The sequence below is a fragment of the Modestobacter sp. SYSU DS0657 genome (assembly GCF_054050925.1).
In genome coordinates this window covers 53,442-74,159 of sequence record NZ_JBJHAG010000019.1, presented here as the reverse complement: position 1 = coordinate 74,159, position 20,718 = coordinate 53,442, and the positions used below count along the sequence as shown (strand labels likewise).

The window sequence follows — 20,718 nt, the reverse complement described above, 5'->3', positions numbered from 1 at the left end:
TGTCGGGTTCTCCGTCCTGCTCATGTCGCTCTCCTACGGGGTGTCGGACCGGATCAGCGGCGACCTGGGCACCCCCGAGGTGCGCGCGGCCGGCGTGGTCGACGTCGACCTGATCGAGTCGATCCTCCGCGAGCTGACGGTCGCGGTGACCCTGGCCATGGTCGTCCAGACGGCTGCGGCGACGGCGACCGTGGGCTGGGTGCTCATGCAGTCGCGGAAGCGTGAGATCGGCATCCGCCGGCAGAGCGGGGTCTTCCGCAGCCGGCTGGTGCGCGACTTCCTCCGGGAGATGGCGCCCCCGGTCCTCGGTGGGGCGATGGTGGGGGAGGCCGCCGGGATCGTGGGCGGGCTCGCCGTCCGCGAGTTCACCGTCCTGCCGGTCTCGTTCACGGCCGTGTCCCTGCTGGCGGCCTTCCCGGTCACCATCCTGCTGGCCGGCGCTGCGACCACGGTCCCGGCCTGGGTGGCCGCGGGCCAGTCCCCCAAGAGCGTGCAGGCCCAACAGTGACGGAGAGTGGCGCGTTGGCGGAGAAGGTCGTCGAGGTCCGGGGACTGCGCTTCTCCTTCCCGGACGGGCCGACGGTGCTCTCGATCGACGAGTTCGACGTGACGGGTCCCGGACTGGTGGCCGTGGTCGGGCAGAGCGGTGCGGGCAAGTCCACGTTCGGCGCGCTGATCGGCGGGCAGGAGCAGGCGCCGTACGAGGGGTCGGTCAAGGTCCTCGGGCAGGAGTGGTCGGTCCTGGCGCAGGGGCGGCAGGACGACGAGCGGCAGCTCCACCGGCGGCGGATCGGCTACATCCCCCAGGACTACGGGCTGCTGCCGGACTACACGCCGTGGGAGATGTTGCTGCTGGACATGGGCGATGCGGAGATCGACGAGGAACAGCGGGTGCCCCGCGCCCAGCGCGCCCTGGAGGCCATGGGCCTGGCGGAGATGCGGGACCGCCGGATCGCCGAGCTGTCCGGCGGACAGCAGCAGCGGGTGGCCATCGCGCGGATGCTGGCGCGGGACGTGGCACTGGTCGTCGCGGACGAGCCCACCGCCAACCTCGACGAGGCCACGACGCGGGACGTCGTGGCCGCCCTGCGCAGGGCCGCGGAGAGCGTCCCGGTCATCGTGATCACCCACGACCGCTGGGTGGCCGACCAGTGCCGGTGGCGGCTGGAGCTCAGCCCGCCGAGGAGCTGATCGCGGCGTCGGCTGCCGGGGTCAGCGGCCCGTGCGGGCGGTCAGCAGCCGGTTGTCGACGACGGCCTGGAGCGCGAGGGTCTTGTAGCCGACCGCCTCGAAGAGCACGACCACCCGGTCGTCCTCGTGGCGCATGACGACGCCCGGGCCCCACTCGGTGTGCTCCACGGCCAGGTCGACCGGGAAGGGGTGGTCGGCGTCGGCGGTGTGCTGCTCGGTGGACAGCCCCGCGCTGCAGTTGTCGCAGTTGCCGCACGGCTCGTCGAGCTGCTCCCCGAAGTAACCGAGCAGGAACTGGCGCCGGCAGCCGGTGGTCTCGGCGTAGCCGCGCATCATCTCGATCCGGCTCTCGTCGACCCGGATGTGGTGCTCGGCCAGCTCGCGGGCGGCTGCCGCGGCCTCTCCGGGTGCCGGCGCGTCGGGGGCGGGGGACGCCGTCCCCTCGTCGTCCAGCACGACGGCGCCGGCCTGCTCCAGCAGGTTGAGGTCGCGCACCAGCGGCGTCGCGGGCCGGCCGGTCTCCTCGCGCAGCTCCTTCACGTCCACGCCGTCCATGCCGGCCTCGACGCCGGCCCGGACCAGCCCGGCGACCTGCTGCAGCTCCTCCTCGGCCGGGGCGCCGGCGGCGAAGAACTTGCGGATGCCGAGGTCCTCCTGCCGGTAGACCAGCACGGCGGTGGCCGGCTCGCCGTCGCGGCCGGCCCGGCCGATCTCCTGGTAGTAGCTGTCGATCGAGTCCGCCGGCTCGGCGTGCACCACGAACCGGGTCTCGGGCTTGTCGATGCCCATGCCGAAGGCGGTGGTGGCGACGACGACGTCCAGCTCGTCGGCCATGAAGGCCCGCTGCACCTCCTCGCGGTCGCTCTTCTTCAGCCCCGCGTGGTAGGCCTGCGCCCGCAGCCCGCGTTCGGTGAGCGCGTGCGCGAACTCCTCGGTGCCGCGGCGGGTGGCGCTGTAGAGGATCCCGGTGCCGCGCCCGGTCAGCTCGGTGACCCGGTCGAGCACGGCGGCCTGCTTGCCGTGCGCGTCGGCGTGCTGCTCGACCTCCAGCCGGATCTCCGGCCGGTCGAAGCCGGCGACGACGACCTCCGGGTCGTGCATCTCCAGCCGCTCGAGGATCTCCGCGCGCACCGGCGGCGCGGCGGTGGCGGTCAGCGCCAGCACGGTCGGGTGGCCGAGCTGCTCGACCACGCCACCCAGGCGCAGGTAGTCGGGGCGGAAGTCGTGCCCCCACGCCGAGACGCAGTGCGCCTCGTCGACGACGAACAGCGCGGGCCCGGCCTCGCGGATCGCGTCCACGACCTCGGGCTTGGCCAGCTGCTCGGGCGCGAGGAAGCAGAAGTGGACCGTTCCGTCACGGAGTCCGTCGAGCACCGCCTGCTGGTCGCCGCCGGAGAGGCTGGAGTTGAGCACGGCGGCCTGGCCGACGGCCTTCTCGCCGAGCTCCGCCAGCCGCTGCACCTGGTCCCGCTGCAGCGCGATCAGCGGCGAGACGATCAGCACCGGCCCCTCCAGGAGCGTGCCCAGCACCGTGTAGACCGCCGACTTCCCGGCGCCGCTGGGCAGCACCGCCAGGGTGTCCCGGCCGGCGGCGACGGCCTTCATCGCCTCCTCCTGGCCGGGGCGGAAGTCCTCGAACCCGAGCATCTCGCGAGCGGTCTCCCGGATGCGCCGGGTGCGCGCCGACGCGGAGCCGCCGACGGGGTTGTCCTGCTGGGTGCTCGTCACCGGCGCCATCTGCCCGACCCCCGAGATCGGCAAACGACGCACCGGTGCGGCCCCGGTCACCGCCAGGTGGGCAGCCAGTACCGCAGGTCCAGCAGTTCGGGGTGCGTCGGGAGCCCCAGCCAGATCGGGGCGAAGAACGCGAAAGCCGCGACCGTCAGGACGGCGACCCCGGCGCCGACCAGCCGAGGGCGCGGCCCGACCTGGACCGCGCGGACCAGCGCGAAGGCGATGAACGGCACCGCCGGCACCAGGTAGAAGAAGTAGCCGGGCTTGCCTGCGGCGAGCCACGGGGCCCACAGCAGCAGCAGCGGCACGAGGATGCTGGCGGCGATCCCGTCCCGGCGGGCGACGGCGCGCCACAGCAGCACCGGGTAGGCCAGCAGCGCCGGCCACCACAGCGCGGGGCTGCCCAGCTGCACGATGCGGGCCTTGGTGCCCGGGGGGACGGCGCAGTCGTCCGGGTCCGCGGTGGCGGCGCACTCCGCGGCGTAGGTCAGGACCGGGCGCTGCAGCCAGGGCCAGCCCAGCGGGCTGGAGCGGTACGGATGGGTGGCTTCCAGCCTCCCGTGGTAAGCGACCACGCCGGCCTGGTCCTCGGCCCAGGTCTCCAGCCGGTCACCCGCCGACGTGCCGCAGTCGCCGGCGGCGCAGGCGACCTCGGCGGCGCGGCTGTCGGAGTAGTGGGTGAAGAAGCCGGCGTAGCTGGTCAGGTAGACCGCGGCGGGCACCAGCAGCAGGCTCAGCACGCCACCGGCGGCCACGGCCATGCCGCGACGGGCCGCCCGGGGCAGGCCCTCGCTCCGTCCGGCCAGCTCGGTGCCCAGCACCAGCAGGCCCGCGGCGGCGACGGCGAGCAGCCCGGACCACTTGGTGGCGATGGCCAGCCCCAGCGCCACGCCGGCCAGCCACCGGTACCGGGAGCCCAGCAGCGACCGGCGCAGCGGCTCGCCGGGGCCGCGGGCGGCCCGGCGGGCGTCCCGGTCGATCAGCACCAGCCAGAACGCGGCGACGACGAACAGCCCGAGGGTGGCGTCGAGCATGCCGATCCGGCTGGTCGTGACGGCGAGCCCGTCCAGGCAGACCAGCAGGGCGGCCAGGGCGGCGGGGGCGGGGCGCCGGAACAGCCGCAGGCCGCAGACGTACGTGAGGAGGACCGTCAGCGAGCCGGCGACGGCCACCCCGATCCGCCAGCCGGTGGGCGTGGCGCTGCCGAAGAGCTCGATGCCCAGGGCGATGACCCACTTGCCCACCGGGGGGTGGACCGGCCGGCCCTCCTCGACGCCGCGGTTGAGGTAGTCCACGGCGTCCTGCACGTAGTACTTCTCGTCGAAGTAGAGCCGTCCGGGGTCGCCCAGCGCCCAAAGCCGTACGGCGGCGGCCAGCAGGAGCAGGGCGAGCGGGAGCACCCGGACCCACAGCGGGCGGCGCCGGAAGGCACCGCCCGCTGCTCGGTGCTCCACGTCGGGAGCGACTGTGCTCAACGCATCAGCCCTCGGTCTCGGTGCTGAACTCCGTCTCGGTCTCGGTGTTGACCTCGGTCTCGGTCTCCACGGCCTCGGTCTCGGTGCTGACCTCGGTCTCGGTGGGCTCGAGGGTCTCGGTGACCTCGGTCGACTGCTCCTCGGTCTCCGTGACCTGCTCGGTCTCGGTGACCTCGACGGTGCCCTCCTCCTCGGAGCCGCAGGCGCCGAGGCCGAAGACGATCAGGCCGGAGAAGGAAGCGGCGGCGATGCCGCGGGTCATGCGGTTCATGGGGTGCTCCTGGGATCGGGTGAAACGGTCCTCCGTCCCATGACCGCACCTCCGGGCGCGTACCCACGCGGGCCGGTAACGATCCGATCTCGGCTGGTCTCGAATTCGTTGCACGATCGTGTCCTCGTCCAGGTGTCCAGCAGCCGGGTGACGGCAATGGCCTGGACGGTGACCCCTCGAGACGTGTGCGTCTGCATCCCCACGTACCAGGAGCGCGAGAGCCTGCCCCGGACGCTGTCCGCCGTCCTGCAGGCGGTCCCGAACGCGCACGTCCTGGTCATCGACGACAACAGCCCGGACGGCACCGGCGCCCTGGCCGACCGGATCGCCGCCGCCGACCCCCGGGTGCACGTGGTGCACCGCCCCGGCAAGGCCGGCCTCGGCCCGGCCTACGTCCAGGGTTTCCGCTGGGCGCTGGACCAGGGCTACGCGGTGATCGCGCAGATGGACGCCGACGGGTCGCACCGCGCCGAGGACCTGCCGCGGCTGCTGGACCGGCTCGCCACCGCCGACGCCGTGCTCGGCTCGCGCTGGGTGCCCGGCGGTCGGGTGCAGGACTGGCCGCGGCACCGCGAGCTGCTCAGCCGGGCCGCGAACCGCTACGTCCAGGTCGCCCTCGGCCTGCCGCTGGGCGATGCGACCGGCGGCTTCCGCGCCTTCCGGCGGCAGGCGCTGGAGCAGCTGGACCTGGGGTCGGTCCAGTCGCAGGGGTACTGCTTCCAGATCGACATGGCCCGGCAGGTGTGGTCCCGGGGCCTGCGGCTGGCCGAGGTGCCGATCGTCTTCGCCGACCGCGAGTTCGGGCAGAGCAAGATGAGCGGCCGGATCATCCGCGAGGCGCTGGTCCGCGTGGGCGTCTGGTCGCTGGCCTCGCTGCGCCCGGCCCGGGGCGAGGAGCGGCCGGTCCGCGGCCGGCACCCGGTGCTGCTCCGCCGCCGCGCCCTCGCCTGAGCCTCCTCGCCGCACCTGCGGATGACGGCCGCTTGTAGGTCCGCAGCTGCGGTGGTTACGGTGCGCCGGTGCCTGCCACCTATCGGATCGCCGAGGCTGCCGCGCTCCTCGGCGTGAGCGACGACACCGTGCGGCGCTGGATCGAGGCCGACCGGCTCGCCGCCTCCCGCGACGCCGGCCCCGCCCGGGTCGACGGCGCCGATCTCGCCCGGGTGGCCGCCGAGCTGCACGAGGCGCCGCCGCCGGGGGTCACCCGGTCCTCGTCTGCGCGCAACCGGATGGCCGGGATCGTCACCCGGGTGCTGCGCGACGGGGTGATGGCCCAGGTCGAGATCCAGGCCGGCCCCTTCCGGCTGGTGTCGCTGATGAGCCGGGAGGCCGCCGACGAGCTCGGCCTGGACGTCGGCGCCCGCGCCGTCGCCACCGTCAAGGCCACCCAGGTCAGCGTGGACGTGCCGTGAAGCAGCTGGTCGCCGGCGGCGTCGCGGCGCTGCTGCTCGCCGGCTGCGGGGCGCCGGCGGGCGACGGGGGCAGCACGCTCACCGTCTTCGCCGCCGCCTCGCTCACCGACGTCTTCACCGACCTGGGCGCCGAGCTGGAGGCGCAGCGCCCGGGCCTGACCGTGCAGTTCACCTTCGCCGGCAGCGCGACGCTGGCCACCCAGATCACCCAGGGCGCGCCCGCGGACGTGTTCGCGTCGGCCGACGGATCGCGGATGGCGGTGGTCTCCGACGGCGGCCTGGCCGAGGACCCGGTCGTCTTCGCCGGCAACGTCCTGGAGATCGCCGTCCCGGCCGGCAACCCGGGCGGGGTCACCGGCCTCGCCGACTTCGCCGACGAGGACCGCACCCTCGCGGTCTGCGCCCCCGCCGTCCCGTGCGGTGCCGCGGCCCGGGCGCTCTTCGCCGCCGCGGGCGTCACCGCCCGGCCGGACACCGAGGAGGAGGACGTGCGGGCCGCGCTGACCAAGGTGCAGCTGGGCGAGGTCGACGCCGCGCTGGTCTACGCCACGGACGTGCGGGCCGCCGGTGACCGGGTCGCGGGCATCCCGGTCCCGGCGGCCGAGGAGCAGGTCAACGCCTACCCGGTCGCCGTGCTGACCGGCGCACCGAACCCGGCGGCCGCACGGTCGTTCGTCGACCTCGTGCTCGGGACCGCCGGGCAGCAGGCTCTCGCCGACGCCGGCTTCCGCACCCCGTGAGCACCGCGCCGTGAGGTCGCGCCCCGGGCGGCAGGCCGGGGCGCCGGCACCACTGCTGGTGCCGGCGGTGCTCGCTGTCGTCTTCCTGGTGCTGCCGCTGCTCGGCCTGGTGCTGCGCGCTCCCTGGTCGCAGCTGCCCAGCCTGCTCGCGGAGCCGGCGGTCGGCTCGGCGCTGCGGTTGTCGCTGGTCTCGGCGACCCTGGCCACCGGTCTGTCGCTGCTGCTCGGCGTCCCGCTCGCCTGGGTGCTGGCCCGCTCCCGGGCGCGCGGGCGCAGCGTGCTGCGGGCGCTGGTGACCGTGCCGCTGGTGCTGCCCCCGGTGGTCGGCGGGGTCGCGCTGTTCCTGGTGCTCGGCCGGCAGGGCCTGGTGGGCGGCTGGCTGTACGAGTCGTGGGGCATCACCGTCCCGTTCAGCACGACCGCCGTGGTCCTCGCCGAGACGTTCGTGGCGATGCCGTTCCTGGTGATCAGCGTGGAGGGGGCGCTGCGGGCCGCCGACGCCCGGTTCGAGGACGCCGCGGCCACCCTCGGCGCCGACCGGTGGACGACGTTCCGCCGGGTGACGCTGCCGCTGGTCGCCCCGGGGATCGCCGCGGGCGCGGTGCTGTGCTGGGCGCGGGCGCTGGGCGAGTTCGGTGCGACCATCACCTTCGCCGGCAACTTCCCCGGGACGACGCAGACGATGCCGCTGGCGGTGTACCTGGCGCTGCAGTCGGACCCGGAGGCGGCGATCGCCCTGTCCCTGGTGCTGCTCGGCGTCTCGCTGGCCACCCTGCTGCTGCTCCGCGACCGCTGGCTGGGGCGGGCGGCCGGATGACCCTGGATGCGCACGTGGTCGTCGACCGCGGCGGGTTCACCCTCGACGTCGAGGTGTCCGTCGCCGAGGGCGAGGTGCTCGCGGTGCTCGGGCCGAACGGGGCCGGCAAGTCCACCGTCTTGCGGGTCCTGGCCGGGCTGCTGCGCCCGGACGGTGGCCGGGTCCGGGTCGGTGACGAGGTCTGGGACGCCCCCGGCGTGCACCTCCCCCCGTACCGCCGGTCGCTGGGCATGGTCTTCCAGGACTCCCTGCTGTTCCCGCACCTGACGGTCACCGAGAACGTCGCCTTCGGCCCGCGCTCCCGCGGGGCTCGCCGCGCCGACGCCCGCGCCGCGGCTGCGGCGTGGCTGGACCGGGTCGGGCTCGCCGATCTCGGCGCCCGCCGCCCCGGGGAGCTGTCCGGGGGGCAGGGGCAGCGGGTCGCGCTCGCCCGGGCGCTGGTCGGCGACCCGCGGGTGCTGCTGCTCGACGAGCCGCTGTCGGCGCTGGACGCGCGGACCCGGCTCGCCGTCCGGACCGAGCTGCACCGCCACCTGGCCGACTACGCCGGCAGTGCGGTGCTGGTCACGCACGACCCGGTGGACGCGATGGCGCTGGCCGGGCGGGTGCTGGTGGTCGAGGACGGGCGGGTCGTGCAGACCGGCACGCCGGCGGAGGTGGCCCGGCGCCCGCGCACCGACTACGTCGCCCGGCTGGTCGGGCTGGTCCTGCTGCCCGGGGTCGCCGCGGGGACGTCGGTCGCGCTCGACGGCGGCGGCACCGTGTCGATCGCGGAGCCGGCGCACGGCCCGGTCTTCGCCGCCGTCCGGCCGGAGTCGGTGGCGCTGCACCTGGAGCGGCCCGGTGGGAGCCCGCGCAACGTGTGGCCGGTGGAGCTGGTCGCCGCCACGCCGCACGGCTCGGTGGTGCGCTGCGACCTGGCCGGGGAGGTGCCGCTGACCGCCGACGTCACCGCGGCGTCCTTCGCCGAGCTCGCCCTGGCCCCCGGCGCCCGGGTGTGGGCCGCGGTGAAGGCCAGCGAGATCACCGTGCACCCCCGCTGAGAGAGTGGGCGGATGACGTCCGATGCGCCCGTCGCCGGGCTGGTGCTGGCCGCCGGGGGCGGCCGGCGGTACGGCATGCCGAAGGCCCTGGTCGAGTACCGGGGCAGCCTGCTGGTCGAGCGGGCGGTGCGGACGGCGACGGCGGTGTGCGACCCGGTGCTCGTCGTCCTCGGCGCCTCCGCCGTGGAGGTGTGGCAGCGCGCGGACCTCTCCGGCGCCACCGTGCTGGCCAACCGCGACTGGGCGACCGGCATGGCCTCCAGCCTGCGCACCGGCCTGGACGGGCTGCGCGGCTGGCCGGGCCGCGTCGACGCCGTCCTGGTGCAGCTGGTCGACATGCCCGGGATGACGCCGGAGGCGCTGGCCCGGGTCGCCGCGCACGCCGCCCCCGATGCCCTGGCGGTGGCCACCTACGACAGCGTCCGCAGCCATCCGGTGCTGCTCGGCCGCGAGCACTGGGCCGGCGTCGCGGAGACCGCGACCGGCGACGAGGGCGCGCGCGGCTACCTGGCCGGCCGCGACGTCGCCGAGGTCGACTGCACCGGTCTGGCCGACCCCACCGACCTGGACGTGCCCCCGGCGCCGTGACCCGCGGGTACCGTCGCCGCCGTGAGCACGCTGCTGGCCCGGGTCACCGACGAGCCGCTCTCGGTCGCCGAGCACGAGGAGGCCGTCGCTGACAAGGCGGCCGGTGCGGTGGTCTCCTTCGTCGGCGTGGTCCGCGACCACGACGGCGGCCGCTCGGTCACCGAGCTGGAGTACGTCGGCCACCCCACGGCCCCGGAGCTGATCGCCGAGATCGCCGCCGAGTTCGCCGCGCGGCCGGAGGTCTGCTCCGTCGCCGTCTCCCACCGGGTCGGCCTGCTGGGCATCGGCGACGTCGCGCTGGCGTGCGCGGTGAGCGCCGCGCACCGCGGGCAGGCGTTCGCCGCCTGCGCGGAGCTGGTCGACGAGGTGAAGGCCCGGCTGCCGATCTGGAAGCGCCAGGTGTTCACCGACGGCGAGGAGGAGTGGGTCGCCTGCCCGTGACCGGTGGGGCCGCTGTGGTGCGGCTGCTTGCCCGTCATCGAACCGTCATGGCATAACAGGACTGCTCGTCCCCGAACCGGGCGGGCAGCTCCGCCGCCCCGGCCGCAGAGCGGTCACCGGGGGAGGTGCAGCCGATGGCAGGCCACGAGGGCGACGCCCGCGTGCTTGAGGCGATGCCCATGGGCTACCTGTCGGTCGACACCGAGTGGCGGATCACGTACCTCAACGCGACCGGGGAGGCCGTGGTCAGGCGGTCCCGGGAGGAGCTGCTCGGCCAGGACTTCTGGACGGCGTTCCCGGCCAACGCCGACAACGAGTTCGGTCGCGTCTACCGCGAGTGCATGGACACCGGGATCCCGGCGGTGGTGGAGGGGTACTACCCCGGACCGCTGGACCGCTGGATCGAGGTGCGGGCGGTGCCCTCCGAGCGGGGTCTGGCGATGTACTTCACCGACGTGACCGAGCGGCGCCTGGTGCAGGAGCGGCTGGCGGTGCTGGCCCGGATCAGCGCCGAGCTGGCCGGCACGCTCGACCTCGGCACCGCGGCCGTGCGGATCCCCCGGCTGATCGTGCCGGCGCTGGCCGACTGGTGCGTGCTCACCGTGCTGGACGAGGAGGGGCGCCCCCGGGACGTCGGCTGGTGGCACCCGGACCCCGCCCTGCAGCCGCTCGTGGAGCGGTACGTGGAGCTGCGGCTGGCGTCCATGCCGGCGGACAGCCCGGTCGCACGGGCGTTGGGCGGGGAGACGGCCGTGACCCGGGTGGGCCGGTCGTTGCTGCCGGCCGGGGAGTCGCTGGAGGTCTTCGCCCAGCTGGGGGCCACGACCCTGGTCACCCTGCCGGTCCGGGCGCGGGGCCGGACGGTGGGCGCGCTCACCCTCTACTCGGGGAGCGGGCGCGCCGTGGGGCCGCCGGAGGTGGCGACCGCGCGCGAGGTCGCCGACCGGGTCGGCCTGGCGCTGGACAACGCCCGGTTGTTCGACCAGCAGCGCCAGCTCGCCGAGGCGCTGCAGCGCAGCCTGCTCACCGGCGGCTACGAGGACGACCAGGCCGAGGTGGTGGTCCGGTACACCCCTGCCGCGGAGGCCGCGCGGGTCGGCGGCGACTGGTACGACGCGTTCACCCAGCCGTCCGGGGCGACGATGCTGGTCATCGGCGACGTCGTCGGTCACGACACCGCCGCCGCCGCGGCGATGGGCCAGCTGCGGGCGCTGCTGCGCGGCGTCGCCACCTACAGCGACGCCGGCCCGGGGGAGGTGCTCCGCGGCCTGGACGCCGCGATGGCCCAGCTGCACGTGGACACCTACGCCACCGCCGCGGTGGCCCGCTTCGAGCAGACGCCGGCGGAGGCCGACCGTGGGCTCACCCGGATGCGCTGGAGCAACGCCGGGCACCTGCCGCCGCTGGTGATCCACCCCGACGGCACCCTCGCCGCGCTCGCCGACTGGCGCGGCGACCTCATGCTCGGGGTCGACGCCACCGCCGAGCGCACGGAGTCGGTGGTCACCCTCGACTGCGGGACGACGGTGCTGCTGTACACCGACGGGCTCATCGAGCGCCGCGGCGGCGACCTAGACGAGGGGATGGCCCGGCTGCGGCGGATCGCGGTCGAGCTCGCCGGCCTGCCGCTGGATCAGCTGTGCGACGAGCTGCTGGACCGGCTGGTGCACGGCCGGCCGGAGGACGACGTCGCCGTGGTGGCGATCCGCCTCGGCGGGGGGCCCGGAAGCCGCTGACCGCCGAGGTCAGCGGCTTCCGGCGCCGGCCAGCCCGTCGTCGTCCGGGCGGTGCCGCTCGGCGCCCTCCTGCTCGGCCTGCTCCTCCTCGGCCTCGCCCTCCAGCCGGCGCGCCTCGCCGTCGAGGGCGGCGGCCACGTCGCCGTGCGACTGGCCCCAGACCTCCTCGGCGTGACCCACGGCCTGCTCGACCTTGGCCTTGGCCTTGTCCCACACGCTCATGCCATCAACCTCCTGCAAAGGGCGGCAGGACGTCCACCACCGCACCGGGCGCCAGCACCAACGACCGGTCCCGGGTCTGCGTTCCGTCGACCAGGAACGAGCAGGCGGTGAGCACCCGCTCCAGCCGCTCGCCGTGGGCGTCGACGATCTGCCCGACCAGCTCCTCGAGGCTGGCCGCCTCCCGCGACTCGGTGTCCACGCCCGCGGCGGCGCGGGCACCGGCGAAGTACCGCACGGTGATGCTCATGCCTCAGCCCCCGATCGCGGACATCGGCCGCGAGGGCTGCAGGAACGACGGGTCGTCGATGCCGTGGCCGGGCAGTTTGCCCAGGGTGGCGATCCGCCAGCGGTCGGCCAGCTCGGCGTCGGTGGCGCCCTCGCGCATCGGGCCGCGCAGGTCGGACTCCTCACGGGCGAACAGGCAGTTGCGCACCTGGCCGTCGGCGGTGACCCGGGTGCGGTCGCAGGCGCCGCAGAAGGACCGGGTGACCGAGGCGATCACGCCCACCGTGGCCGGCCCGCCGTCGACCAGCCAGCGTTCGGCGGGGGCGGAGCCGCGGTCCTCCTCGGCCGGGGTGAGCGTGTGCGCGGCCGAGAGCCGTTCGAGGATGTCCTCGCCGGTGACCATCCGGCCGCGGGTCCAGGCGTGGTGGGCGTCCAGCGGCATCTGCTCGATGAACCGCAGCTCGTAGCCCTGCTCCAGGCAGAAGTCGAGCAGCGGGACGGCGTCGACGTCGTTGATCCCGTGCAGCAGGACGGCGTTGACCTTCACCGGGGTGAGGCCGGCGTCCCGCGCGGCCCGCAGGCCGGCCAGCACGTCGTCGAGCCGGTCGCGGTACGTCAGCTGCTTGAACCGGTCGCGGTCCAGGGTGTCGAGGCTGACGTTGATCCGGTCCAGCCCGGCCGCGGCCAGCGCCGGCGCCATCCGGGACAGCCCGATCGCGTTGGTGGTGAGCGAGACCTCCGGCCGGGGGCGCAGCGCGGTGCTGGCCGCCACGATGCCGGGCAGCCCCGGGCGCAGCAGCGGCTCGCCGCCGGTGAACCGCACCTCGCGCACGCCCAGCAGCTCGACGCCGATCCGGACCAGCCGGACCACCTCGTCGTCGGTGAGCTGCTCCATCTTCGGCAGCCACTGCAGCCCCTCCGGCGGCATGCAGTACGTGCAGCGCAGGTTGCAGCGGTCGGTGAGCGACACCCGCAGGTCGGTGGCGACCCGGCCGTGCCGGTCGACCAGGCCGCCGGTGCCCGGGGTGACCTGCGGGCGCACCCGCGGGTCGGGCAGGGGGCTGGAGGTCGTCACCTGACCCAATGTAGTGGCGCACGCGCACCGGGGGCGCGCTGCTACGTTCGGCACCGCCACCCGAGGGTCCGGCGGGCACCCCCGCACTCGCCTGTGGCCAGAGAGCGCGAGAACGAGAACCGTGTCCCCCCGCACCGTCTTCTCCCCCTACGCCCAGCTGTTCACCGTGCCCGGCGCCCGGGCCTTCTCCCTGGCCGGCTGGTTCGCCCGGGTGCCGATGGCGACCGTCGGGCTGGGATCGGTGCTGCTCGTCGCCGGGGAGACCGGCAGCTACGCCCTGGCCGGCGCGGTCGCCGGCACGCTGTCGCTGTCCTTCGCGATCGCCAGCCCGCAGTGGGCGCGGCTGATGGACCGGATCGGGCAGAGCCCGGTGCTGCGCTGGACGGCGCTGCTCTACCTGGTCACCGGCCTGGCCTTCGTCGCGGTGGTCGTGGCCGACGGGCCCCGCTGGGCCTGGTTCGCCCTGGCCGCCGTCTGCGGGGCCAGCGGCTCCAACGTCGGGTCGGTGGTGCGCAGCCGCTGGGCGCACGCGCTGCCGGACCCCGCGCAGCGGCAGACGGCCTTCGCCTTCGAGTCCGTCGCCGACGAGGTGGTGTTCGTGGCCGCGCCGCCGCTGGTCACCGTGCTCGCGGCCGCGGTGTCCCCGCCCGCCGGTTTCCTGACCGGGCTGCTGCTCGGCGTCGTCGGCGGGCTGGTGCTCTCCCGGCTGGAGGCCAGCGCGCCGCCGGTGGAGCGCCGGGTCGCCGGTCAGCCGCGGCCCCGGGTGCGGGTTCTCACGGCCGGCCTGGTGGCGATCGCGGTCACCTACCTGGCGATGGGCAGCGTGTTCGGCGCGATCGACGTGGTGGTCGTCGGGTTCGCCGACGCGGAGGGGCACCCGGCCGCGGCCGGCATCGCGCTGTCCACCTACGCCGCGGGCAGCCTGGTCGCCGGGCTCGCCTACGGCGTGCTCCGGCTGCCCGGCACCCTGGTCAGCCGGTTCCTGGCCTGCGCGCTGCTGTTCGCCGTCGCGGCGCAGACGCTGTACCTGGTCGACTCGCTGCCGATGCTGGTCGGCCTGGCCTTCCTCGCCGGGCTGACCATCGCGCCGGTGCTGGTGGCCGGCATGTCGCTGGTCGAGTCGCGGGTGCCCCGGGCAGCGCTCACCGAGGGGCTGACCTGGACCTCCACCGGGCTGACCGTCGGCGTCACCGCGGGTTCCGCGCTGGCCGGTGCCGCCGTGGACGCCTGGGGTGCCGAGGGCGCGTTCGCCGTCCCCGCCCTCGGCGCGGCGTTGGCCGGCCTGGTCGGCGTCGCCGGGTGGCTGGTGCTCCGCCGTCCGGACGCCCCTGTCGTGGCGGAGGCAACGGCCGGGCGTGACCCAGACCTCATCACCTGACCCTTACGTCAGGGGAGTTTTGTCGGGCAAGGTGGTGCGCAGTTCGCGCGGGCTGTCCGCCCTGCGCCGGAAACCCCCTGGAGTCACTGCGTGCCCACCGCCCTGCCCACGCCACGGCTGACCCGCCCCGCCTGGCTCAGTCCCACGGTCGCCCGCACCGAGATCCTGGCCGGCCTCGTCGTCGCCCTGGCGCTCATCCCCGAGGCGATCAGCTTCTCCATCCTCGCCGGGGTCGACCCGCGGGTGGGTCTCTACTCGTCGTTCGTGATGGCGGTGGTCATCGCGTTCACCGGTGGCCGCCCGGCGATGATCACCGCCGCGACCGGCGCGATCGCGCTGGTGGTGGCGCCGCTGGCCCTGGAGTACGGCGTCGAGTACCTGTTCGCCGCCGTCGTCCTCGGTGGCGTGTTCCAGGTCGTGCTCGGCCTGATCGGGTTCGCTCGGCTGATGCGGTTCATCCCGCGCAGCGTCATGGTCGGCTTCGTCAACGCGCTGGCCATCCTGATCTTCACCGCGCAGCTGACGCACCTGGTCGACGTCCCCTGGCTGGTCTACCCGCTGGCGGCCGTCGGCCTGCTGATCATCTTCGGGCTGCCGCGGCTCACCACGGCCGTGCCGGCGCCCCTGGTGGCGATCGTCCTGGTGACCGGCGCGGTCGTCGCCGCCGGGTGGGACGTCCCCACCGTCGGGGACGAGGGCGCCCTGCCCGACAGCCTGCCCTTCTTCGGCATCCCGGCCGTTCCGTTCACCCTCGAGACGCTGGCCGTCATCACGCCCTTCGCCCTGGGGGTCGCCTTCGTCGGGCTGATGGAGTCGCTGATGACGGCCAAGCTGGTCGACGACATCACCGACACGGGTTCGAGCAAGAGCCGCGAGTCCTGGGGCCAGGGCACCGCGAACATCGCCTCGGGCCTCTTCGGTGGCATGGGCGGCTGCGCGATGATCGGCCAGACCATGATCAACGTGAAGTCCGGCGCCCGCACGCGGCTGTCGACCTTCCTGGCCGGTGCCCTGCTGCTGGTGCTCGTGGTGGCGCTCGGCGACGTCGTCGCGATCATCCCGATGGCCGCGCTGGTCGCGGTGATGGTCTTCGTGTCGATCGCCACCTTCGACTGGCACAGCCTGCGCACCATCCACCGGATGCCGCTCAGCGAGACCGCGGTGATGCTCACGACCGTCGCCGGCACGCTGATCACGCACAACCTGGCCATCGGGGTGGCCGCCGGCGTGCTCGTCGCCTGCGTGCTCTTCGCCCGCCGGGTGGCCCACCTCGTCGAGGTCACCAGCGTCCCGGGCGCCGACGCCGACACCCGGGTCTACCAGGTGCACGGCGCGCTGTTCTTCGCCTCCAGCAACGACCTGTACACGCAGTTCGACTACGCCGGCGATCCGCAGAACGTGGTCATCGACCTGACCGACGCGCACGTCTGGGACGCCTCGACCGTCGCCGCGCTGGACGCGATCACCCACAAGTACGAGGTGCGCGGCAAGCAGGTCCGGGTCGTCGGGCTCACCGGTCACTCGGCGGACCGCTACGAGCGGCACTCGGGCCAGCTGGCCGGGGCGCACTGATGCCGCCGGCCACCGCGTCCGCCGGCGGCGGCCTGGTCCAGATCGGGCAGGTCGCCGAGCGCACCGGGCTGAGCCTGCGCACCATCCGGTTCTACGAGGAGAACGGCCTCGTCGTCCCCACCGCACGCACCGACGGCGGTTTCCGGCTCTACAGCGAGGCCGACGTCGCCCGCTTCGAGGTGATCAAGCGGATGAAGCCGCTGGGCTTCACCCTCGAGGAGATGCACGAGCTGCTCACCCTGCTCGCCGACCTGGCGCGGGGGGAGGGGGACCGCGCGCAGCTGCTGGACCGCCTCCGGATGTTCCACGAGGCGGCCACCGCCCGGGTGACCGCGCTGCGCGAGCAGCTCGCGGTGGCCGAGGGGTTCGCCGAGAGCCTGACCGGACACCTGGCCGCCAACGGCTGAGCATTCCCGGTGCGGCGGGTGAGATCTCTCGCGGGTAATCGCGGGAGCGGCCGGGTAGGCGCGCAGGCAGGCCGGCAGCGTGGCGCTCCGCCGTGCGCCGCCAGCTCACCGCACCCCATCGAGGAGGACCCCGCATGGCCACCGTGCCCACCATCCCCCTGAACAACGGCGTCGAGATCCCGCAGCTGGGCTTCGGCGTCTTCCAGATCAAGCCCGAGGACACCGTCGAGGCCACCCGCACCGCCCTCGAGGTCGGCTACCGGCACATCGACACCGCCGAGATGTACGGCAACGAGGCCGAGGTCGGCGAGGCCGTCCGCCAGTCCGGCGTCCCGCGCGAGGAGGTCTTCGTGACCTCCAAGCTGAACAACGGCTTCCACGCCCGCGACGCCGCGCTGAAGGCGTTCGACGGCACCATGGAGGCGCTGGGGTTCGACTACCTGGACCTGTTCCTCATCCACTGGCCGCTGCCGGGCATCGACGTCGACTACGTCGAGACCTGGAAGGCGATGGAGGAGATCTACCGGTCCGGCCGGGTCAAGGCCATCGGCGTCTCCAACTTCAACGCCCACCACCTGCGCCGGCTCTTCTCCGAGACCGAGATCCGCCCGGTGGTGAACCAGATCGAGGTGCACCCGTACTTCGCGCAGAACGACCTGCGGGCGTTCAACGCCGACCACGAGATCCGCACCGAGGCCTGGGCCCCGATCGCGCAGGGCAAGGTGCTCGACGACCCGACCCTCATCCGGATCGGTGAGCGGTACGGCAAGAGCCCGGCGCAGGCGACGCTGCGCTGGCACATCCAGCGGGGCGACATCGTCTTCCCGAAGTCGGTCACCCGCAGCCGGGTCGAGCAGAACTTCGACCTGTTCGACTTCGAGCTCACCGACGACGACATGCGCGAGATCGACGGCCTGGACCGCGCCGACGGCCGCAACGGCCCGAACCCCGACGAGTTCAACTACATCCCGGGCTGAGCTCGGAGAGCTCCCCGCGTCCGGCCGCCGTCCTCTTCCGGGACGGCGGCCGGCGTCGTCTCCGGGCACTGTGCGCTGCAGGCCCGTTCCGGCGGGGAGGCGGGCCTCAGCGCACAGTGCTCAGCGCAGCTCGGACGATCGCGAGGATCGTCTCGCCGTCCATCCCGATCGCCCGCGCCTCCCGGACGAGGGCGCCGGCGGCGGTGCGGACCCGTTCCTCCGCCGGATCGGGCGCCGCCCGGCCGCCGGTGACCACGGTGCCGACCCGTCGCCGGCTGACCACCAGTCCGGCCTCCTCCAGTTCCGTGTAGGCCCGCGCCACCGTCCCGGCCGCCACTCCCAGGTCGGCGGCCAGCGCCCGGATCGTGGGCAGCCGGTCGCCGGGTCCGAGGACCCCCGCGTGCACGTACCCGGCGACCTGAGCCCGGATCTGCTCGTACGGCGGCGTCGGGCTGCCGACGTCGACCGCGATGTCCACGGCCACGGACTCAGACGCCCGCCGGCTCGTCGGCCGGGATGCCCGGGGCCCGCACGCAGGCGACGACCAGGCCGGCGAGCGCGGTCAGCACCCCCGGCAGGGAGCCCGAGAGGCCGGACACCGGCAGCAGGCCGACGTTGGCCATCGCCATCCCGCCGACGGCCATCAACCCACCGGCCACCACCAGACCGCCGCCGACGGTCGTCCTGAGCACCCGATGGGCCGAGGCCCGGCGGAGGGCCGCCTCGATCCGCTCGTCCTCGGTGGCCACCGCCGGCCGGCTCGCGACGACCCACAGCGCGGCGAACGTGACGACGGCGAGCACGACCAGGCCGATCGCGGCGGGCCGGCCGTAGAACAGGCCGGGGAAGGGGCTGGCCGTCGACCAGGACATGCCGTCGGCCGTCGACGCGTGGGTGACCACGCCGGAGCTGCCCGGCAGGCCGAGGATGGGGTCGGCCGCCGGCCAGGACGTGCCGTCGGCCGTCGACGCGTGGACGACCCGCCGGCCGGTCTCGTCCGCCAGCAGCGCGCCCAGACCGAGCACCCCGGCGGTGAGAACGGTCGCGACGGCCGCCGCCCGGACCAGCCAGCCAGGGGCGGCATCGAGCAGACCCCGGCGCACCAGCCGAGCCCGGCGCACCTCGCCCTGCGGCCGGGGCCAGGTGAGTTCCCCCACGGCGAGGACGACGGTGTGCACCACCGCGAAGACGATCGGCACCAGCAGCGCGGTGACCCCCGGGCTCCCGGGTGGAGCGCCCCCGACCCCGAGGACCGCGAGCAGCAGCGCAGCGCCGGCTCCCAGGGTCAGGGCGGCCGCCGCGGCGAGACGGGCGTGTCGACGGGCGGCCGCCACCGAGGCCTCTCGGCTGGGTGGCGACGGACGGACGACGCCCGCGACGAGCGTCACCGCCCCGGCCAGCACGAGCACGAGCAGCAGCGGCACCACCGGCACGGCGTCCTCCACTGAGTCATTGAGTCAAGGTATTGACACAATGACTCGGCAGCGGCTGCCGCGCAAGCGCCGGGGCGGCGCCGTGCTCAGTCGGTGGTGACGAAGTCGATGAGCTCCTCGACCCGGCCGATGAGCGTCGGCTCCAGGTCGGTCCAGACCTTCACCCGGGCCAGGATGCGCTGCGCCCACACGTAGCCGGTGTCGTCCTCCCAGCCCAGCCGCTTGCAGACGCCGGTCTTCCAGTCCTCGCCCCGGGGCACCGTCGGCCAGGCCTTGATCCCGACGACGGAGGGCTTGACCGCCTGCCAGATGTCGATGAACGGGTGGCCGACGACGAGTGCGTGGTCGCCGGTGATCTGCGCCGCGATCCGGGACTCCTTGGACCCGGTGACCAGGTGGTCGACGAGCACGCCCAGCCGCCGTCCCGACGACGGGCGGAACTCCTTCACGATGCCCGGCAGGTCGTCGACGCCGTGCAGCGGCTCGACGACGACGCCCTCGATCCGCAGGTCGTGGCCCCAGACCTTCTCCACCAGCTCGGCGTCGTGCTTGCCCTCGACGTAGATCCGCCCCTCGCGGGCGACCCGGGCGCGGGCGCCGACGACGTAGGTCGAGCCGGAGGCGCTGCGCTGCGGGCCCGAGGGTGCGTTCTGCTTCGGCCGCACCAGCACGACCGGCCGGCCGTCGACCCAGAAGCCGGGCCCGAGCGGGTAGGCGCGGACCTTTCCGAACCGGTCCTCGAGGTGGACGACATCCTTCTCGCACCGGACGACGGCGCCGACGAACCCGCTGCTGGGGTCCTCGACGACGACGTCCTTCAGCGCCTCGACCTGCGGGGAGGGCTTCTTCTGGGTGCGCGGGTGGACGAGGTTGTCGTACGGCGAACGAGGAGGCACGCCCTCCATGCTGTGCGCCGCACCGCCGGGTCGGGTGGACGACACGCCCGGTCGCTGTACGAGTACCCGATGCCCGGGCGTGTCGTCCACCCGCCCCGGAACCGCGGCCCACTCCGTAGTGCACCTCCCTGACCTGCGGAGACGACGGTGTGGTCGGTGGCGTTCGGGCCGGGCCGTCCCCGCGCTCGTGCGTGTCGATCATGGAGCGACCGTTTCTGTGCCGGGTGCGTGGGCAGATCCCTGTGCGACGACACGTCCCCGAACTTGAGGAGAACGGAACCATGATCGGCACCGACACCCTCGACCGCGTGATCGGCGCAGACGTCTACGACGCCGACGGCGACAAGATCGGCACCGCTTCCGAGGTGTACCTCGACGACCAGTCCGGCCAGCCGGAGTGGGTCACCGTGAAGACCGGCCTCTTCGGCACCAAGGAGTCCTTCGTCCCGATCGCGGACGCGGACCTGACCGGTGACGGCGTCCGCGTCCCGGTGAGCAAGTCCCAGGTCAAGGACGCGCCGAAGATCGACACCGACGGGCACCTCTCCCCCGAGGAGGAGCAGGAGCTCTACCGGTACTACGGCACCGGCCGCGGCACGACCACCACCGACACCACCCGTACGGAGACGGCCGGTACCGCGGGCACCGCGGACGCCAACCGGCACGGGACCGTCGGCCACGACACCTCCGGCCCGACCACCGACGACGCCATGACGCGCTCGGAGGAGCGCCTCAACGTCGGCACCCGGCGGGAGGAGAGCGGCCGCGCCCGACTCCGCAAGTACGTGGTCACCGAGAACGTGACCGAGACCGTCCCCGTGTCGCACGAGGAGGTCCGGGTCGAGCGCGAGCCGATCACCGACGCCAACCGCGGCAAGGCCACCGACGGCCCGGCCATCTCCGAGGAGGAGCACGAGGTGACGCTGCACGCCGAGCGTCCGGTCGTGGAGAAGGAGGCCGTGCCGGTCGAGCGCGTGCGCCTGGACACCGAGACGGTCACCGAGCAGCAGCAGGTGAGCGACGAGGTGCGCAAGGAGCAGATCGACACCGACGGCGGGGACACCACCCGCCGCTGATCCACCCTG

24 protein-coding genes and 1 pseudogene are annotated in these 20,718 nt (G+C 74.4%); 16 read left to right on the top strand and 9 right to left on the bottom strand.

What is annotated here, in order from left to right:
• Positions 1-22: 22 nt before the first annotated feature.
• Both ACI79A_RS13425 and ACI79A_RS13420 read left to right on the top strand, forming a co-directional pair.
• Positions 23-508, top strand: coding sequence for an ABC transporter permease (locus tag ACI79A_RS13425; protein ID WP_457083905.1), 486 nt, complete (start codon positions 23-25; stop codon positions 506-508).
• A 14-nt stretch (positions 509-522) separates the two neighbouring features.
• Complete coding sequence (locus tag ACI79A_RS13420; RefSeq protein ID WP_457083903.1) at positions 523-1,191, top strand: ABC transporter ATP-binding protein; 669 nt, start codon at positions 523-525, stop codon at positions 1,189-1,191.
• Between the two features lie 21 nt (positions 1,192-1,212).
• Here the strand turns inward: ACI79A_RS13420 and ACI79A_RS13415 are convergent, their stop codons facing one another.
• Genes ACI79A_RS13415 through ACI79A_RS13405 form a run of 3 tightly spaced genes read right to left on the bottom strand, consistent with a single transcriptional unit; the run spans position 1,213 to position 4,671 of the window.
• Positions 1,213-2,919 carry a RecQ family ATP-dependent DNA helicase gene (locus ACI79A_RS13415; protein ID WP_457083901.1) on the bottom strand — a complete coding sequence of 569 codons (1,707 nt, stop codon included), beginning with the start codon at positions 2,917-2,919 and terminating at the stop codon, positions 1,213-1,215.
• 56 nt (positions 2,920-2,975) lie between these two features.
• A complete protein-coding gene (locus ACI79A_RS13410) occupies positions 2,976-4,400 on the bottom strand; it encodes a phospholipid carrier-dependent glycosyltransferase (RefSeq protein WP_457083899.1) in 1,425 nt (474 codons plus the stop codon).
• Positions 4,401-4,404: 4 nt separating this feature from the next.
• The gene (locus tag ACI79A_RS13405) at positions 4,405-4,671 is read right to left on the bottom strand and encodes a hypothetical protein (protein WP_457083897.1); all 267 of its coding nucleotides are present in this window, start codon (positions 4,669-4,671) and stop codon (positions 4,405-4,407) included.
• A gap of 168 nt (positions 4,672-4,839) precedes the next feature.
• Here ACI79A_RS13405 and ACI79A_RS13400 point away from each other — a divergent pair, with 168 nt between their 5' ends.
• The 9 genes and pseudogenes from ACI79A_RS13400 to ACI79A_RS13360 all read left to right on the top strand — a co-directional run bounded on the left by ACI79A_RS13400 (position 4,840) and on the right by ACI79A_RS13360 (position 11,448).
• Positions 4,840-5,622, top strand: coding sequence for a polyprenol monophosphomannose synthase (locus ACI79A_RS13400; RefSeq protein ID WP_457083895.1), 783 nt, complete (start codon positions 4,840-4,842; stop codon positions 5,620-5,622).
• 68 nt (positions 5,623-5,690) lie between these two features.
• The gene (locus tag ACI79A_RS13395) at positions 5,691-6,083 is read left to right on the top strand and encodes a TOBE domain-containing protein (RefSeq protein ID WP_457083893.1); all 393 of its coding nucleotides are present in this window, start codon (positions 5,691-5,693) and stop codon (positions 6,081-6,083) included.
• Positions 6,080-6,823, top strand: coding sequence for a molybdate ABC transporter substrate-binding protein (gene modA, locus ACI79A_RS13390; RefSeq protein WP_457083891.1), 744 nt, complete (start codon positions 6,080-6,082; stop codon positions 6,821-6,823). The genes ACI79A_RS13395 and modA overlap by 4 nt, the downstream gene beginning before the upstream one ends.
• A 10-nt stretch (positions 6,824-6,833) precedes the next feature.
• Positions 6,834-7,640 (top strand): ABC transporter permease, encoded by an 807-nt coding sequence (locus ACI79A_RS13385; protein ID WP_457083889.1) that lies wholly within the window; start codon positions 6,834-6,836, stop codon positions 7,638-7,640.
• Positions 7,637-8,107 (top strand): annotated as a pseudogene (locus tag ACI79A_RS13380) (ATP-binding cassette domain-containing protein); the annotation flags it as partial. The gene ACI79A_RS13385 and the pseudogene ACI79A_RS13380, both read left to right, overlap by 4 nt.
• Before the next feature lie 120 nt (positions 8,108-8,227).
• Positions 8,228-8,683, top strand: coding sequence for a TOBE domain-containing protein (locus tag ACI79A_RS13375; protein WP_457083925.1), 456 nt, complete (start codon positions 8,228-8,230; stop codon positions 8,681-8,683).
• 12 nt (positions 8,684-8,695) lie between these two features.
• On the top strand, positions 8,696-9,271 hold the full coding sequence (locus ACI79A_RS13370) for a nucleotidyltransferase family protein (RefSeq protein WP_457083887.1): 576 nt from the start codon (positions 8,696-8,698) through the stop codon (positions 9,269-9,271).
• A gap of 21 nt (positions 9,272-9,292) precedes the next feature.
• On the top strand, positions 9,293-9,712 hold the full coding sequence (locus ACI79A_RS13365) for a molybdenum cofactor biosynthesis protein MoaE (protein ID WP_457083885.1): 420 nt from the start codon (positions 9,293-9,295) through the stop codon (positions 9,710-9,712).
• 134 nt (positions 9,713-9,846) lie between these two features.
• Positions 9,847-11,448, top strand: a complete 1,602-nt coding sequence (locus tag ACI79A_RS13360; RefSeq protein ID WP_457083882.1) for a SpoIIE family protein phosphatase — start codon at positions 9,847-9,849, stop codon at positions 11,446-11,448.
• A gap of 9 nt (positions 11,449-11,457) precedes the next feature.
• Here ACI79A_RS13360 and ACI79A_RS13355 read toward each other — a convergent pair whose 3' ends face one another.
• From ACI79A_RS13355 to moaA, 3 genes are read right to left on the bottom strand one after another with little or no spacing between them, the layout of a single operon-like run.
• Positions 11,458-11,670 carry a hypothetical protein gene (locus ACI79A_RS13355; RefSeq protein ID WP_457083880.1) on the bottom strand — a complete coding sequence of 71 codons (213 nt, stop codon included), beginning with the start codon at positions 11,668-11,670 and terminating at the stop codon, positions 11,458-11,460.
• Positions 11,671-11,674: 4 nt separating this feature from the next.
• Positions 11,675-11,917 carry a MoaD/ThiS family protein gene (locus tag ACI79A_RS13350; protein WP_457083878.1) on the bottom strand — a complete coding sequence of 81 codons (243 nt, stop codon included), beginning with the start codon at positions 11,915-11,917 and terminating at the stop codon, positions 11,675-11,677.
• 3 nt (positions 11,918-11,920) lie between these two features.
• A complete protein-coding gene (gene moaA / locus ACI79A_RS13345) occupies positions 11,921-12,970 on the bottom strand; it encodes a GTP 3',8-cyclase MoaA (protein WP_457083876.1) in 1,050 nt (349 codons plus the stop codon).
• 121 nt (positions 12,971-13,091) lie between these two features.
• On the opposite strand from moaA, the gene ACI79A_RS13340 reads away from it, so the two are divergent.
• The 4 genes from ACI79A_RS13340 (at position 13,092) to ACI79A_RS13325 (ending at position 17,304) form a co-directional block, all read left to right on the top strand.
• Entirely contained in the window at positions 13,092-14,348 is a 1,257-nt protein-coding gene (locus ACI79A_RS13340) for an MFS transporter (RefSeq protein WP_457083874.1), read from the top strand.
• A 90-nt stretch (positions 14,349-14,438) separates the two neighbouring features.
• Complete coding sequence (locus tag ACI79A_RS13335) at positions 14,439-15,920, top strand: SulP family inorganic anion transporter (protein WP_457083872.1); 1,482 nt, start codon at positions 14,439-14,441, stop codon at positions 15,918-15,920.
• Positions 15,920-16,327, top strand: coding sequence for a helix-turn-helix domain-containing protein (locus tag ACI79A_RS13330; RefSeq protein WP_457083870.1), 408 nt, complete (start codon positions 15,920-15,922; stop codon positions 16,325-16,327). Before ACI79A_RS13335 ends, ACI79A_RS13330 begins: the two co-directional genes overlap by 1 nt.
• A 134-nt stretch (positions 16,328-16,461) precedes the next feature.
• Positions 16,462-17,304 (top strand): aldo/keto reductase, encoded by an 843-nt coding sequence (locus ACI79A_RS13325; RefSeq protein ID WP_457083868.1) that lies wholly within the window; start codon positions 16,462-16,464, stop codon positions 17,302-17,304.
• 106 nt (positions 17,305-17,410) lie between these two features.
• Here ACI79A_RS13325 and ACI79A_RS13320 read toward each other — a convergent pair whose 3' ends face one another.
• The 3 genes from ACI79A_RS13320 to ACI79A_RS13310 all read right to left on the bottom strand — a co-directional run bounded on the left by ACI79A_RS13320 (position 17,411) and on the right by ACI79A_RS13310 (position 19,642).
• Positions 17,411-17,788, bottom strand: a complete 378-nt coding sequence (locus ACI79A_RS13320; RefSeq protein WP_457083866.1) for a GntR family transcriptional regulator — start codon at positions 17,786-17,788, stop codon at positions 17,411-17,413.
• 4 nt (positions 17,789-17,792) lie between these two features.
• Positions 17,793-18,749, bottom strand: a complete 957-nt coding sequence (locus ACI79A_RS13315; protein ID WP_457083864.1) for a hypothetical protein — start codon at positions 18,747-18,749, stop codon at positions 17,793-17,795.
• A 74-nt stretch (positions 18,750-18,823) separates the two neighbouring features.
• Positions 18,824-19,642, bottom strand: a complete 819-nt coding sequence (locus ACI79A_RS13310; protein WP_457083923.1) for a DUF3097 domain-containing protein — start codon at positions 19,640-19,642, stop codon at positions 18,824-18,826.
• Positions 19,643-19,914: 272 nt separating this feature from the next.
• Between ACI79A_RS13310 and ACI79A_RS13305 the strand changes: the two genes are divergently transcribed.
• Positions 19,915-20,709: a DUF2382 domain-containing protein gene (locus tag ACI79A_RS13305; protein ID WP_457083862.1), complete on the top strand. Its 795-nt coding sequence runs from the start codon at positions 19,915-19,917 to the stop codon at positions 20,707-20,709.
• Positions 20,710-20,718: the final 9 nt, after the last annotated feature.

Bases quoted from the DNA above. Each gene is read 5' to 3' on its own strand.
- ACI79A_RS13425 (WP_457083905.1), top strand. From the start codon at position 23: ATGTCGCTCTCCTACGGGGTGTCGGACCGGATCAGCGGCGACCTGGGC.
- ACI79A_RS13405 (WP_457083897.1), bottom strand. From the start codon at position 4,671: ATGAACCGCATGACCCGCGGCATCGCCGCCGCTTCCTTCTCCGGCCTG.
- ACI79A_RS13375 (WP_457083925.1), top strand. From the start codon at position 8,228: ATGGCGCTGGCCGGGCGGGTGCTGGTGGTCGAGGACGGGCGGGTCGTG.
- ACI79A_RS13370 (WP_457083887.1), top strand. From the start codon at position 8,696: ATGACGTCCGATGCGCCCGTCGCCGGGCTGGTGCTGGCCGCCGGGGGC.
- ACI79A_RS13360 (WP_457083882.1), top strand. From the start codon at position 9,847: ATGGCAGGCCACGAGGGCGACGCCCGCGTGCTTGAGGCGATGCCCATG.
- ACI79A_RS13355 (WP_457083880.1), bottom strand. From the start codon at position 11,670: ATGAGCGTGTGGGACAAGGCCAAGGCCAAGGTCGAGCAGGCCGTGGGT.
- ACI79A_RS13350 (WP_457083878.1), bottom strand. From the start codon at position 11,917: ATGAGCATCACCGTGCGGTACTTCGCCGGTGCCCGCGCCGCCGCGGGC.
- ACI79A_RS13330 (WP_457083870.1), top strand. From the start codon at position 15,920: ATGCCGCCGGCCACCGCGTCCGCCGGCGGCGGCCTGGTCCAGATCGGG.
- ACI79A_RS13325 (WP_457083868.1), top strand. From the start codon at position 16,462: ATGGCCACCGTGCCCACCATCCCCCTGAACAACGGCGTCGAGATCCCG.
- ACI79A_RS13310 (WP_457083923.1), bottom strand. From the start codon at position 19,642: ATGGAGGGCGTGCCTCCTCGTTCGCCGTACGACAACCTCGTCCACCCG.
- ACI79A_RS13305 (WP_457083862.1), top strand. From the start codon at position 19,915: ATGATCGGCACCGACACCCTCGACCGCGTGATCGGCGCAGACGTCTAC.